The sequence below is a fragment of the Pandoraea eparura genome, from assembly GCF_902459725.1.
Taxonomy (GTDB): domain Bacteria; phylum Pseudomonadota; class Gammaproteobacteria; order Burkholderiales; family Burkholderiaceae; genus Pandoraea; species Pandoraea eparura.
In genome coordinates, this window is record NZ_CABPSH010000003.1 from 21,323 (window position 1) to 35,506 (window position 14,184).

Here is a 14,184-nt window from a genome sequence, read left to right on the forward strand (position 1 = left end):
GCCCGCCGCAGCCCCAAGCCATACTTCTGCGTCGGCGGAAAGCATGCCGGCTTCAGCCCAGACGCCCGAGGTGGAATTCCCGTCGTCCCCGACCTCCTTTACCGACAGCCTGGATCGGGCCGCAATGTCCGCGACCGCGCGCTTTACCGGCAATGTCTCACCCGCTGCCGTGGCGCTCGCCTGGGCCGATTGGGCCATGCACGCCGCCACGGCGCCCGGGCATCAGCTCAACGTGTTCAGGGCCTTCGCGGCCATCGACAAGCCGACGACCAGCCGTCGGGCCAAGCCCAGCGGCCCGCATGTCGCCGACCGGCGTTTTCGCGATCCGCTCTGGGATCAACCCCCATTCGCCTGGTGGCGTGAACGTTTCCTGCGCGCGGAGAATTTCGTCGACACGATGACCGGCGAGATTCCGGGCGTCAATCGGCATCACCGTGACGTGGTGCGCTTCATGGCGAGGCAATGGCTCGACATGTTCTCGCCAAGCAACTTCTGGTACCTGAATCCGGAAGTCATCAACGCCGTGCGAGACACGCAGGGGCAGAACCTCGTCAACGGCGCGCAACGCTGGTGGTCCGACCTGCACGACATGGCGGCCGGCCACGCGCCCGGGGCGGGGCCGCAAGCGTGCAAGGCATTCTGCGTCGGCCACGACATCGCCGCGACGCCCGGCAAGGTCGTCTATCGCAACGCGTATTTCGAGTTGCTGCAATATGCCCCGACACAGACGCAGACGTGGCGCGAACCGATCCTGATCGTGCCGTCGTGGCTGCTGAAGTACTACATCCTCGACCTGGAGGCGCAGCATTCCCTCGTGCGCTATCTGGTGGCGCAGGGCCACAACGTTTTCATGATGTCGTGGCACAACGCCGGGCCGAAGGCCCGCGGCCGAGGGCTGGACGACTATCTGAACGCGGGATTGTTGACCGCGCTGCGGGAGGTACGCCGTCTGACGGACAATGCGCCCGTGCACGCGTGCGGATACTGCCTGGGCGGCACGCTGCTCGCCATCGCGGCGGCGACGCTGGCGCGTGAGACCCCGCAGGGCGGCGGTGCAAGCGCGCGCGGCGACGGTAACGAAAATTGGGCTGAAAGACAGGCCAAAGGCGAAACCGAACGTGACATGCTGGCCAGTGTGACCCTGCTGGCTGCGCAATCCGACTTCAGCGAGCCGGGCGAGTTGGGACTCTTTATCGACGCCAGCCAGGTAGCCTATCTCGAAGCGATGATGTGGCGGCAGGGATTCATCAGCGGCGAGCAGCTCGCGGGCACCTTCCAGTTGCTCAATTCGCGCGATCTGATCTGGTCGCGGCTCATGCACGACTACCTGCTCGGCAAACCGGCGCAAACGACCGACTTCACGGTGTGGAATGCCGATACCACACGGATACCCGCGCGACTGCATAGCGACTGCCTGCGCGAACTGTATCTGAACAATGCGTTGGCGACGGGCACGCTCAAGGTCGGCGGGTTGCCGGTCGCGCTATCGGATATTCGCGTACCGATGTTCGTGGTGGCGACCGAGCGCGACCACATCTCCCCATGGCGCTCGGTCTACAAGATGCACCTGCTCTACAACGGCGATCTGACGTTTGCCCTCGTCTCGGGTGGGCACAACGTGGGTATCGTCTGCGAGCCAGGACATCCGACCAGCCACCATCGGGTCGCCACGCGCGCGGCCGGCGCGGCCTATCGCGACCCTGAGGAGTGGTTCGGCGCCACGCCCGCCAGGCCAAGCTCCTGGTGGCCGGCATGGCAGGCGTGGCTGCTGGCGCAGGGCAGCGGCCAATCGATCGCCGCTGCCTGGCCGCCGGCACGCTCGCTATGCGATGCGCCCGGCGCTTACGTGCTCGAGCGCTGAGCCGGCGCGTTGCCGCGCTTCGGGGGTACGCGCCCGTTGAGCGGCGACTGTTGCGAGACGGCGGCCTCGGTCGCCTGCGCCGCTTGCGTCGACATGCGCCGCCAGGCGTCCATCGTGCCCAGCGCAGCGTCGTTGAACGCCTGGAACCACTTCTGCAACGGCGCTTCGGCCGCCTTGGCGGCCTCGCCTGGCGCCGCGCCCGTCCCCATCAGATCCGGCATCGTCATGGCACCGGCCATGCCATGCTGCAGGTCTTCGCCGGTCTTGCGCAGATGCTCGGTCCAGAGCAGTTGATTGTGCGCGCACACGGCCAGCCACTCGCGCCAGAATTCGTTCTGCTGTGCGAGTTGACCGTTGAGCATCTGCAAGTGCGCAGTCAACAAGCCATTGAAATCCTTGGCGCCACCGAGCGACTTCTCGGCGTCGGCGTGCGCCTTGAGCAATTCGGTATCGCGCTCTGCCTGCAACTGGTGCATGTGTTGCGCGGCTTCCAGCAGAATGCCGTAGGCCCCCAATGCACTCGCAGTGCCAAGTTTGACCAACGTCAGCGCCGGATTCGTTTCCTTTGTCATCGTGACTCTCCTGGGTAAGTGGTTGGCAGCGTCGCTGCAAGTCACTCCATATGCATGCCACCGTTGATGGCAAGGTTGCTGCCGGTGATGAAACCGGCGTCGTCCGACACGAGGAAGGCCACGAGGGCGGCGACCTCATCCGGGCGCCCCAACCGGCCGACCGGAATTTGCGGAAGGATGCGTGATTCGAGTACGTCCTGGGGCACAGCCGTGACCATCTTCGTGGCGAGATAGCCCGGCGAGATCGTGTTGACGGTGACCCCCGCCTTGGCGAGCTCCAGCGCCAGCGACTTGGTGAACCCGTGCATGCCGGCCTTTGCGGCGGCGTAGTTCGCTTGTCCAAACGCACCACGGCTGCCATTGACCGACGAGATGTTGATGATGCGGCCCCAGCCGCGTGCGACCATGCCGCCAAAGATCGGCCGGGTCATGTTGAATACGCTATCGAGGTCCGTGCGCAATACCGCCTGCCAATCGTCCGACGTCATCTTGCGCATCGTCGCGTCGCGCGTAATTCCCGCGTTATTGATCAGGATGTCCACCGGCCCGGTGTCCGATTCAACGGCTTTCGCACAGGCCTCGCATGACGCGAAGTCGGCCACGTCGACGCGATACGCCGCGAACTCGCGGCCGGTGTCGCGCATGCGCTCGACCCAGTCTTCGCAATGGTGGTTCTGCGGCGAGCAGGTCACCGCAACCCGATACCCAGCATCGGCCAGGCGCAGGCTGATCGCCTCACCCAAACCGCCCATGCCGCCTGTGACCAAAGCGATGCGTGTTGTCATGGCTATCCGTCTCCGGTGAACGTCAATCGCGAAACGTCAGATGTCAGATACCTCCAGCATAGGCGCGAACCCCCGTCTTGCCGCCACGCGCGCTCGCCGCGCATGCTCTTGCCTTGACTTTGGTCAAACTCGGAAGCCCCTGCGGCGACGACCGCGAACGCGCGCCGATATCCGCTGTCGTCGCCACGCGCACTGCCTCGACTGCGTCACAGGGTGAAACGCCTAACATGCCGAACCGGACACGACGCGGGCTTCGGCCATTTCCCGGGCCTAGCCGAGAGCCCGAAAGACCAAGAGACCGAGCATCTGAGCATCTGAGCAACCGAGCGACCGAGCGACCGAGCGACCCATCGTCTGATCGCCCGATAGGCATCGTACTCCAAAATAATTCGGCGGTTGGCCTTTCCCGGCGTGGCGACAACAATCCAATGACATGGCGCCTATCGATAGTCACAGGGGGGGTGACCCACCCCCCGCAACGCCCGTTGCGGCACGCCCGCAATCCATATATCATCGCCCGTAGATTTATTCCGAATGTCTCACTTTGTGAGTTGCGAGCGCACGATGCCTCTTCTTCCCGACACCGTACTACGCCGCCGCCGGCTCGCTCTGGCCGTCGCCACCACGGCCATTGCCGTCGCCACATTGAGCGCGTGTTCGCGCAAGGCCCCGCCGGAGGTGCCTGCGCGCCCGGTCGTGGCGGTGGCCGCCAAGGCCGCCGAGCAAACGCCGGTCGTCTCTCTGCCAGCGCAGATCGAGGCGCGTTACGCCACACCGCTGTCGTTCCGTGTCGCAGGCAAGATCATCGAGCGCGACGTGCGACTCGGCGACGCCGTCAAGGCGGGCCAGATCGTCGCCCGGCTGGACCCCGCGGATCTCACGAAGAACGCCGCCAGTGCACGCGCCCAGCTCGACGCCGCGCAGCATCAACTCGATTACGCGACGCAGACCGTGACGCGAGACCGCGCGCAAGCCCGCGAAAACCTTATTGCACCGGCACAACTCGAGCAATCAGAGAACGCCTATGCCAGCGCGCTCGCACAGCGCAATCAGGCGAGTCAGCAGGCCGCGCTGGCTGGCGATCAGTTGAGCTATGGCAGTCTCAAGGCCGATCGCGACGGCGTGATCACCGCCGAACAGGCCGATACGGGACAGAACGTCAGCGCCGGCCAACCGGTGTACCAGTTGGCGTGGACAGGCGACGTTGACGTGATTACCGACGTGCCCGAGCTCGCGCTCGGTGCGTTGCGCGTTGGGCAGACGACGACCGTCTCGCTACCCGCCGTGCCGGGCAAGACGTGGCAAGCCCGTGTGCGTGAAGTCGCACCGGCGGCCGATCCCATGAGCCGCACCTACCGGGCCAAGCTCACGCTGCTCTCGCCCGGCCCCGACGTCAGGCTCGGCATGACGGCCAACGTCGCATTCGCTCAGCCCTTTGCGGCGCCCGCGGCCCAGCCCCCGGCGGCCGCAACGTCCGCCACGTCGGCCTCTGCGGCGTCGGGCGCCACCGCCGCGCTCGCAGACGGTCCGCCCATCACGCTGCCGTCGACCGCCCTCTTTCACGAAGGCAACCAACCCGCCGTGTGGGTCGTCAAGTCCGACAACACGCTGGTGCTGCGACGCGTGAGCATCGCGCGCTACGGCGAGCGCACCGTCACGGTCGCGGGCGGCATTCAACCCGGTGAGCGCATCGTCTGGCAGGGCGTGCACACCGTCACGGCCGGCGAGAAGGTTCGCGTGATTGCGCCGCTGCACCCCGAGGATTTCGCGTCATGAGCGCGCCGGACGGGAAGCCGCCCGTGCCCTCTACCTCCCCCGCCGCGTCGTCACCCTCGCCGCGGGACGATCGCTACGAGGAGGGTCGCTTCAATCTCTCCGCGTGGGCCCTGCGGCATCGCTCGCTCGTGATCTTTCTGATCGCGATGGCGACGATCTTCGGCATTCTGGCCTACTCGCGCCTCGCGCAATCGGAAGATCCTCCCTTCACGTTCCGCGTGATGGTCATCCGCACCTACTGGCCGGGCGCAAGTGCCAAACAGGTGCAGGAGCAGGTCACCGACCGGATCGCGCGCAAGCTCCAGGAGATGCCAGCCATCGACTTCCAGCGCAGCTATTCGCGGCCCGGCGAGTCGCTGCTGTTCTTCTCGATGAAGGATTCGGCGCCCGCGAGCGACGTGCCGCAAGAGTGGTACCAGGTACGCAAGAAAGTCGGCGACATCGCGTACACGTTGCCGCAAGGGGTGCAAGGGCCGTTCTTCAACGACGAATTCGGTGACGTCTACACGCATATCTTCACGCTCGAAGGCGACGGCTTCAGCCCTGCCCAGTTGCACGACTACGCCGACTCACTACGCACCGTACTGTTGCGCGTGCCCGGCGTGGCGAAGGTCGACTACTTCGGCGACCAGGAGCAGCGCGTCTATGTCGAGATCAACAATACGCAGTTGACGCGCCTCGGTATCTCGCCGAACCAGATCGCCCAGGCGGTGGGCGCACAGAACGCCGTCTCGCCGGCGGGCACCATCGACACACCCAACGACCGTCTGGTCGTGCGCCCGAGCGGCCAGTTCCACACCGTGCAAGCACTCGCCGACACGCTCATCCGTGTGAACGACCGAACCTTCCGGCTGGGTGACATCGCCACGATCAAGCGCGGCTACGTCGATCCGCCTGTCTCGGAGATGCGCTTCGGCGGCAAGCCTGTGCTCGGCATCGGCATCACCATGCAGCCGGGGCAGGACGTCATTCATCTGGGCAAGGCACTCGCCGGCACGATGGGCGAACTGCGCGCCCAGTTGCCTGCCGGCCTCAAGCTCACCGAAGTCGCGAGCATGTCGAAGTCGGTGTCGCATTCGGTCGACGACTTTCTCGAAGCCGTGGCCGAAGCCGTCGCCATCGTGCTGGTCGTGAGCCTCGTCTCGCTCGGATTGCGCACCGGCCTGGTGGTGGCGATTTCGATTCCGGTCGTGCTCGCCGTAACGTCGTTGTTCATGTACCTGTTCGACATCGGGCTGCACAAGGTGTCGCTCGGCACGTTGATCCTGGCACTCGGCCTGCTGGTGGACGACGCCATCATCGCGGTCGAGATGATGGCCGTGAAACTCGCGCAAGGCTGGAATCGCAAGCGCGCGGCCGCCTTCGCCTATACCAGCACGGCATTCCCCATGTTGACCGGCACGCTCGTGACGGTGTCCGGCTTTCTGCCCATCGCGCTCGCGAAGTCGAGCACCGGCGAGTACACGCGTTCGATCTTCGAGGTCTCGGCCATTGCGCTGCTCGCGTCATGGTTGGCCGCCGTGGTGCTCATTCCGCTGCTGGGCTACAAGCTGCTGCCCGAGCGTGCGCGCGAGGCGCATCACGGCGACGATCACGAGCACGAGGTCTACGACACCCGCTTCTACAACCGCCTGCGCGGCTGGCTGACATGGTGTATCGAGCGCCGGTTCATCGTGCTCGCGATCACCGTCGTGCTGTTCCTGATCTCGATGGCCGGCTTCTCGCTCGTACCCCAGCAGTTCTTCCCGAGTTCCGACCGGCCGGAACTGATGGTCGATCTGCGTTTGCAGGAAGGGGCGTCGTACCCGGCAACGCTGCGTGAGACACAGCGTCTGGAAGCGTTGCTCAAGGGCCGCAAGGAGATCGATCACACGGTGAGCTTTGTCGGTACCGGCGCGCCGCGCTTCTATTTGCCGCTCGATCAGCAATTGCCCACGCCGAATTTCGCGCAACTGGTGATTACCGCCAAGTCCGTCGAGGACCGCGAGGCGCTCGCCCAATGGCTCGAGCCCAAGCTGCGCGAGGCCATGCCCGGGGTGCGCACCCGCTTGTCCCGGCTGGAAAACGGACCGCCTGTCGGTTTTCCGGTGCAGTTTCGCGTGAGCGGCGACGACATCGGCACGGTGCGCAAGATCGCCGAGCAGGTGGCGCAGGTCATGCGCAAGAACGGCGACACGACCGACGTCCAGTTCGACTGGGACGAGCCATCGCAACGCTCGGTGCGCTTCGAGGTCGATCAGCAGAGGGCCCGCGCGCTGGGGGTGAGTTCGACGGATATCTCGAACTTCATCGCCATGACGCTCACGGGTTACGACATCAGCCAATACCGCGAGCGGGACAAGCTGATTTCGATCACGCTGCGCGCCCCCAAGGCCGAGCGAGTGGATCCGGCAAAGCTCGCCACGCTCGCCATGCCGACGCCGAATGGCCCGGTGCCGCTGGCCACGCTCGGCCATGTGGTCAACGATCTGGAATACGGCGTGATCTGGGAACGCGACCGACAGCCGACCCTCACCGTGCGCTCGGATGTGCGCGCGGGCAAGCAAGGCATCGATGTGACCGAAGCCGTCTACCGCTCGCTCGGCGACATTCGCCGGGCCCTTCCGGTGGGCTATCGCATCGAGATCGGCGGATCCGTCGAAGAATCCGCCAAGGGGCAGTCGTCGATCATGGCGCAAATGCCGATCATGATCATCGCGGTGCTCACGCTCCTGATGATTCAACTCCAGAGCTTCGCGCGCACCCTGCTCGTCGTGCTCACGGCCCCGCTCGGCATGATTGGCGTGGTGGCCACACTGCTGCTGTTCGGCAAGCCGTTCGGCTTCGTGGCCATGCTCGGGGTGATCGCGATGTTTGGCATCATCATGCGCAACTCGGTGATTCTGGTCGACCAGATCGAGCAGGACATCGCCGCCGGACACCCCCGCTTCGACGCCATCGTGAGCGCCACGGTCCGGCGCTTTCGGCCGATCACGCTCACGGCCGCGGCCGCCGTGCTCGCGCTCATTCCGCTGCTGCGCAGCAACTTCTTCGGCCCGATGGCCACGGCGTTGATGGGCGGCATCACCAGTGCCACGATCCTCACCGTGTTCTTCCTGCCGGCGCTGTATGCCACGGCGTTCCGCGTGCGTCACAACGAACGTGCCTCGCCCGCCAACCCCACACATGTCGCTGACTCGCAAGGAGACCGCTCATGATGTCGCGTCTCGCCCGGCGCCAGTGCGCCCCGCTCGTGCCCATCCTGGCGCTGTCGCTTGGTGCCTGTGCGTTCTCCCCAGGCGACACGCCACCGGTCATGCCCTCGCCCGCACACTATGGCCTCAACGCGCTACCGGCGCGCACGGACGTGGCGCAAGGCACAGCGCAGCAGTTCGACGTGGGCGCGGCGCCCGTGAACGCCTGGTGGCACGCCTACCGCTCGGCCACCCTCGATGCCCTCGTCGACGAGGGACTGCGCAACAGTCCCTCCCTGTCCTCGGCGGAACATGCCTTGCAGAGCGCGCGCGAGCAGTTGAAGGCGCAGGTCGGTGCGTCGCTCTTCCCGTCAATCGACCTTGGTGGCGAAGCGGCGCGTGAGCGCGCGCTCGGCATCCCGACGCTTGGGCCGCCGACCGCGCTGTACAACATGTTCGTGGGACAGGTGCAGGCGCGCTACACGTTCGACTTCTTCGGCGCCTCGCGCTTTGCCAATGCGTCGCTGGCGGCCCACGTCGATCAGCAGGCGTTCCAGCTCGAAGCCGCACGACAGGCACTCGCGGCGAACATCGTCTCCGGCGCCATCGGGGCGTCAGTGCTCGGCGCTCAGGTCAAGGCGACCGAACGACTCGTCGCGCTGGCGCAGACCGACGCCACGGAGATGGCGCGACGTGAGGCGCTCGGTGCCGTCTCCCGCACCGATGCGCTGGCGTCCGCACAGAACGCCGAGACACTGGCCGCGTCGCTGCCCGGCCTGCACGCGCAGTGGCAGTCCACGCGTCACGCGTTGGCCGTGTTGCTGGGCCGCACGCCCGATCGCGCCCCCGACGATCTCCCCCTGGGGGAGCTGAAGGTGCCAGCGCGGGTGCCGGTCGTCGTGCCGTCGACGTTGCTGCAATCGCGCCCCGACATTCAGGCAGCCGAGATGGCCCTCAAGGCCGCCTCCGCCGACGTCGGCGTGGCCACGGCGCAGATGTTCCCGAGCCTGACGCTCAGCGCGTCGATGGGCAAAGGGGGTTTCCATTGGCCGACCGTGCTATCGAACGCCGGGTCGCTGTGGAGTGTGGCCGCCTCGATCACCCAGCCGATCTTCCATGGCGGTGCGTTGCTGGCGCAGCGTCGCGCGGCGAGCGCCGCGTATGACGCGGCCGTCGACCAGTACAAGCAGACCGTGCTTGCCGCGTTCAAGAACGTCGCCGATACGCTGGCATCGCTCGAGGCGGACAACGCGTCGCTGCGGCACGCCGACCAGGCCAGCGCGGCGGCCGAGCAGATCTACCGCGACACGGCGGCCCGCGTGCGTCTGGGCGCCCTGCCGACGTCGGCCGCCCGCGGACGCGAGCAGCAGTATTGGAACGCCTATTTGACGACGGTGCGTGCAACCGGCGCGCGTTTGTCGGATACTGCGCTCCTCTTCTACGCGATGGGGGTGCCGCCGGCGCCGGTGGCCGATGCCCCCCAGGCCGCCCAAGCCACCCAAGCCACATACCCCGCGCAAGACGCTCTGCCACGATGACTGCCACACCGACCCCACGGGGCCGACGCCCCAAATATCTGCCCGATGGCCGCGCGGCGCTGCTTGCCGCCGCCATCGATGCCTTTTCGCAACAAGGCTATGACGGCGCCAACCTGCGCGGCATCGCCCGGGCGGCAAAGGTCGACGCCAGCCTCGTGCGCGTGCACTTCGGCTCGAAAGCACAACTGTGGCGCGCGTGCGTGGACACGCTCGAGGCCGCGCTCGCGGCCCCGGGCGAGCGCCTGCGCGCGCTCTCGCTCGACACCGCGCGCCCGGTGACCGATCGCCTCAAGGAAGCCATCTCCATCATCGCGGCCCACGCCGCCACCCATCCCGAGCATAAGCAGTTCATCGCACAGCACTCGTCGGAGACCGGCGAGCGCGGCGCGATTCTGCACGGCCACCTGGTGATGCCCGTCTACGAGGCGATGGCGCCTCTCATTGTGCAGGGCATGCAAGCGGGGGTCGTGCGTGCCGAACATCCGGCCATGTACTTCTGCGTTCTCGTCCACGCACTGCACCCGCCGCCCGGTTCGCCGGTGCTGATGCAGTTGATCGCGCCGCAGGTCGGCGGCGATGCGTTCGGGCCGGCCCTCCTCAAGCAGGTCGAGTCGCTGTTCTTTGCCGAGCCAGACAACAAAAAGGGCTGACGCGGGTCTGTGTCGGGGGGAAGTGGTGGGCGTGGTGGCTGGCGTGGTGGCTGGCGTGGTGGCTGGCGTGGCGAGCGGCGAGGCGGCGGCACGAATGCCATCTTGACGGTATCCGGGACGCAGCCGGCACGCCGATGCATTACACTGGCGGCCGCCTACTTTTGCTTTCATCCTTATGTCTGAAGCGACTTCCACCACCGTCATTCTCGGCGCCGGTCAGGCCGGCGGCGAAACCGCCCTCGCCCTGCGCCAACTTGGTTACGCCGGGCGCATCGTGCTCGCCGGCAGCGAAACCCACCTGCCGTATCGTCGTCCGCCGCTCTCGAAGGCTTTCCTGGCCGGCCAGGCCGACGAGGCCAGCCTGCTGATTCGCCCAGCCGATGCCTGGGAAAAGGCCGAGATCGACGTGCGCCTGGGGGTGACGGCCACCGCCATCGATCGCGCGGCACGCACGGTCACGTTCGACGACGGCCAGTCGCTGGGCTACGATCATCTGGTGCTGGCACTCGGCGGACGCGTGCGCCTTCTGCCGATACCGGGCGGCGACGCCCCGAACGTCTATTATCTGCGCAACATCGCCGACGCGACGCGTCTGCGTGAGGCGCTCGCACCCGGCAAGCGGGTCGTCGTGGTCGGCGGCGGCTACATCGGTCTGGAAGTGGCGGCAAGTGCCGTCAAGGCAGGCACCGCCGTGACCGTGCTCGAAGCGGCGCCGCGCCTGCTGGCCCGCGTGGCCGAAGCCGATCTGGCGGAATTCTTCGCGGCGCTGCATCGCGAGAATGGCGTCGATGTTCAGGTGGGCGTCGGCGTGACAGCGCTGGAGCGTGATGCGGCCGGCCAGGTCGTGGCCGTCGTGGCGGGTGACAAACGTCTGCCAGCGGATGTCGTGGTCGTCGGCATCGGTCTCGTGCCGAACACGGAGCTGGCGCAGGCCGCTGGCCTCACGGTCGAGAACGGCATCGTCGTCGACGAATTTGCCCGTACGAGCGATCCGGCGATCCTGGCGGTGGGCGACTGTGCACACCACGAACACCCGGCGCTGGGCCGCCGTATCCGTCTGGAATCGGTACCGAGCGCCAGTGAAATGGCCAAAGTCGCCGCGAGCGTGGTGCATGGCGATGCGCCCAAGGCCGTGGCGAGCGCGCCGTGGTTCTGGTCGGATCAGTTCAACGCCAAGCTGCAAATGGTCGGCCTGACCGACGGCCATGACGCCGTGGTCGAGCGCCGCTTGCCGGATGCGCAAGGGGCCGCCGTGTTCATGCGCTTCTATCTGCGCGAGGGCGCCGTCGTGGCAGCCGCCAGCATCAACCGGGCGCAGGAATTTCTGGCCGCACGCGAACTGGTCGGCCGCCGTGCGGTGGTTGACCCGGTGCGTCTGGCCGACGCCGCCACGCCCCTCAAGACACTGCTCGCGGAACTCGGCCCGGCCGCCTGAGGCCGCAGACGTTCGGCCGACGGGTCGAAACCCGGGCGCGCGACGCTTGGCACGCTTGGCACGCCCGACGGCCTGACGATCGACAGGCCGCCGAGCGTCGCGCGTCTCACTCCACCGGTGCGTGCGCCGGCAACAGCAACACCGGACGGCCCGCATGGCGGGCCGTGTCCTCGGCGACGCTGCCCAGCGTGAAGCGCCGAAAGCCTCGCCGCCCGTGCGTGCCGAGCACAATGACATCGGCGTCGGCCTCCTTGCCGGCGGCGATGATCTGATCGGCCACGCCTTCGCCGGCCGGCTGAAGCTCCCGCATCTCTACATCGCCGGGCACCCCTGCCTCATGCAGACGCCGTGTTGCCCACTTCAGCGTCTGCTCGCCCACGGCGCGCACCGCGTCGAGCACCGGAGCCGGATCGAAGCTCTCGAGGAATGGCCCCGGCATATCCAGCACGTGCACGACGCGTAACGACGCCCCATGCGTGCGGGCCAGCGAAAGCGCGTATTCGAAGGCGCGGTGCGACGTCTCGCTGTCATCGAGCGCAACGAGGATGCGTTCGTAATGTCCGCCGGAACGCGACGGCAAATGCGCACGCGCCTCGCCCGCCACCAGCATCACCGGCACCTCCGCACTGCGCAGGATCTGTTCGGCCACGCTGCCCAGCATGGCACGACGCACCCCGCTGCGGCCGTGCGTGCCGACGATGATGATGTCGGCGCCCCACTCGTTGGCCTCGCGGGTCATGGCCTCGGGCACGGTCTCGCCCGTGGTGCGCAAATCGAGCAGGTGCGCCTGCGGATCCAGCCCTTCCTCGCGCAGATACAGCACCGCGCGCGCCAGGTGCTCCTCGCCTTCGCGCTGCATGTCGCGACGCACCTGTTCCAGATCGATGAGCTTGCCGAAGGCGGACGTCACCAGCGTGACGGGATCTTCCACCGTGTGAATGACGCGGATCATGTCGCCGTTGCGCGCAAAGGCGGCCGCCTCGCGCAGCGCGCGGCGTGACGATTCGCTACCGTCGGTCGCCAGCAGAATGCGTTTTGTCATGAGCAGCCTCGCAGGAAGCGTGAGAGGAAGGCCGCGCACGCATGCGGCGCGTCCGGCATCGTGCCGCCGGCCAAATCGTTTCGACTATCGAACCGCGACACGACGCGCTTACTATACCGCTCGATCCGGGCCGACGACTACCCTTGCCGGGTCGACCTGTCCCCTCAATGCGCCATCGTTTGACGCAACACAAAAACGCCACAGGCCCGACGCATCGGGCCTGTGTACGGCGATCCCATCGGCAGGCGACTGGCGACCGGCGCTCGGGATTATCGAGCGGCGTCGCCCCAGCGGTAGGCGTGCGACGCTTCGTCGAGCTTCGCCTTGAGGTCGGGGTCAAGCGTGTAGTCGACAGTGCCGAGCGTCTCGGTCAATTGTTCGACGCGGCTCGCGCCGATGATCGCCGATGTGACGACCGGATTTGCCAGCACCCACGCGAGCGACAACCGCGTGAGCGACTCCCCGGCGTCCTTCGCAATCCCCTTGAGCGTCTCGATGGTCTCGAACTCGCGCTCATGCCAATAGCGCTGCTGGTACGTGGCGCCCGCCTTGCCGACCGTCGCCGTGGTGAAGCGTCCTTCGCTGGGTGCGGCGTCGTGCCGATATTTGCCGGTCAGCAAACCGCCCGCGAGCGGGTTGTAGGGCATGACCGCCAGACCTTCTTCATTGGCCAGCGGCAGCAGTTCGCGCTCGATCTGGCGGAACAGCAGGTTATAGCGCGGCTGCACGGACACGAAGCGCGCGACGCGCCGCACGTCGGCGCGGCCTAGCGCCCGCGCCAGGCGATACGCGAGGTAGTTCGACACGCCAATGTAGCGGACCTTGCCCGACTTCACGATGGTGTCGAGCGCGTCGAGCGTTTCGTCGATTGGGGTGTCAGTGTCGTCGGAGTGCAATTGATACAGATCGACGTAGTCGGTACCCAGACGGCGCAGCGACGCATCGATGGCATCCAGCAAGTGCTTGCGCGACGCCCCCTTGTCCCACGGCGACGGCCCCATCTGGCCACAGGCCTTGGTCGCGACGATGAACTGGTCGCGACGCCCCTTGAGCCAGCGGCCGACAATCTCCTCGGTACGCCCGGACAGCGAGGTGTCGGCGCCGAGCGGATAGACGTCGGCGATATCGATGAAGTTGACGCCCGCGTCGGCACAGCGGTCGAGAATCGCGTGGCTGGCGGCCTCGTCGGTTTGCAGACCGAACGTCATGGTCCCCAGGCACAGGCGGGAAACGCTCAGGCCGGTGCGGCCGAATTTCGTGTATTGCACGGTAACTCCCGGAAGTTTCGGTTCAAGCGATAGCGAACAACCCTCGCGGACAACAATCGCGCACGACGACCGCGGGCCGCGGGC

The 14,184-nt window shown here is 66.7% G+C and carries 10 protein-coding genes; 6 read left to right on the forward strand and 4 right to left on the reverse strand.

Annotation, left to right across the window (positions count from 1 at the left end):
- Window positions 1-43 precede the first annotated feature (43 nt).
- Complete coding sequence (locus PEP31012_RS08175; RefSeq protein WP_150588872.1) at window positions 44-1,861, forward strand: PHA/PHB synthase family protein; 1,818 nt, start codon at window positions 44-46, stop codon at window positions 1,859-1,861.
- Here PEP31012_RS08175 and PEP31012_RS08180 read toward each other — a convergent pair.
- Complete coding sequence (locus PEP31012_RS08180) at window positions 1,843-2,433, reverse strand: hypothetical protein (protein WP_150588873.1); 591 nt, start codon at window positions 2,431-2,433, stop codon at window positions 1,843-1,845. The two genes, PEP31012_RS08175 and PEP31012_RS08180, sit on opposite strands and share 19 nt — an antisense overlap.
- Before the next feature lie 41 nt (window positions 2,434-2,474).
- Complete coding sequence (gene phbB / locus PEP31012_RS08185; protein WP_150588874.1) at window positions 2,475-3,218, reverse strand: acetoacetyl-CoA reductase; 744 nt, start codon at window positions 3,216-3,218, stop codon at window positions 2,475-2,477.
- Window positions 3,219-3,782: 564 nt separating this feature from the next.
- Here phbB and PEP31012_RS08190 point away from each other — a divergent pair.
- From PEP31012_RS08190 to PEP31012_RS08210, 5 genes are all read left to right on the forward strand, one after another.
- Complete coding sequence (locus PEP31012_RS08190) at window positions 3,783-4,994, forward strand: efflux RND transporter periplasmic adaptor subunit (protein ID WP_150588875.1); 1,212 nt, start codon at window positions 3,783-3,785, stop codon at window positions 4,992-4,994.
- The gene (locus PEP31012_RS08195) at window positions 4,991-8,191 is read left to right on the forward strand and encodes an efflux RND transporter permease subunit (RefSeq protein ID WP_150588876.1); all 3,201 of its coding nucleotides are present in this window, start codon (window positions 4,991-4,993) and stop codon (window positions 8,189-8,191) included. The genes PEP31012_RS08190 and PEP31012_RS08195 overlap by 4 nt, the downstream gene beginning before the upstream one ends.
- Complete coding sequence (locus PEP31012_RS08200) at window positions 8,191-9,705, forward strand: efflux transporter outer membrane subunit (RefSeq protein ID WP_425494943.1); 1,515 nt, start codon at window positions 8,191-8,193, stop codon at window positions 9,703-9,705. Before PEP31012_RS08195 ends, PEP31012_RS08200 begins: the two co-directional genes overlap by 1 nt.
- Complete coding sequence (locus PEP31012_RS08205) at window positions 9,702-10,355, forward strand: TetR/AcrR family transcriptional regulator (protein WP_150588878.1); 654 nt, start codon at window positions 9,702-9,704, stop codon at window positions 10,353-10,355. The genes PEP31012_RS08200 and PEP31012_RS08205 overlap by 4 nt, the downstream gene beginning before the upstream one ends.
- Before the next feature lie 175 nt (window positions 10,356-10,530).
- The gene (locus PEP31012_RS08210; protein ID WP_150588879.1) at window positions 10,531-11,790 is read left to right on the forward strand and encodes an NAD(P)/FAD-dependent oxidoreductase; all 1,260 of its coding nucleotides are present in this window, start codon (window positions 10,531-10,533) and stop codon (window positions 11,788-11,790) included.
- Between the two features lie 106 nt (window positions 11,791-11,896).
- Here PEP31012_RS08210 and PEP31012_RS08215 read toward each other — a convergent pair whose 3' ends face one another.
- Both PEP31012_RS08215 and PEP31012_RS08220 read right to left on the reverse strand, forming a co-directional pair.
- A complete protein-coding gene (locus PEP31012_RS08215; RefSeq protein WP_150588880.1) occupies window positions 11,897-12,832 on the reverse strand; it encodes a universal stress protein in 936 nt (311 codons plus the stop codon).
- Between the two features lie 269 nt (window positions 12,833-13,101).
- The gene (locus PEP31012_RS08220; protein ID WP_150588881.1) at window positions 13,102-14,100 is read right to left on the reverse strand and encodes an aldo/keto reductase; all 999 of its coding nucleotides are present in this window, start codon (window positions 14,098-14,100) and stop codon (window positions 13,102-13,104) included.
- Between the last annotated feature and the right edge of the window lie 84 nt (window positions 14,101-14,184).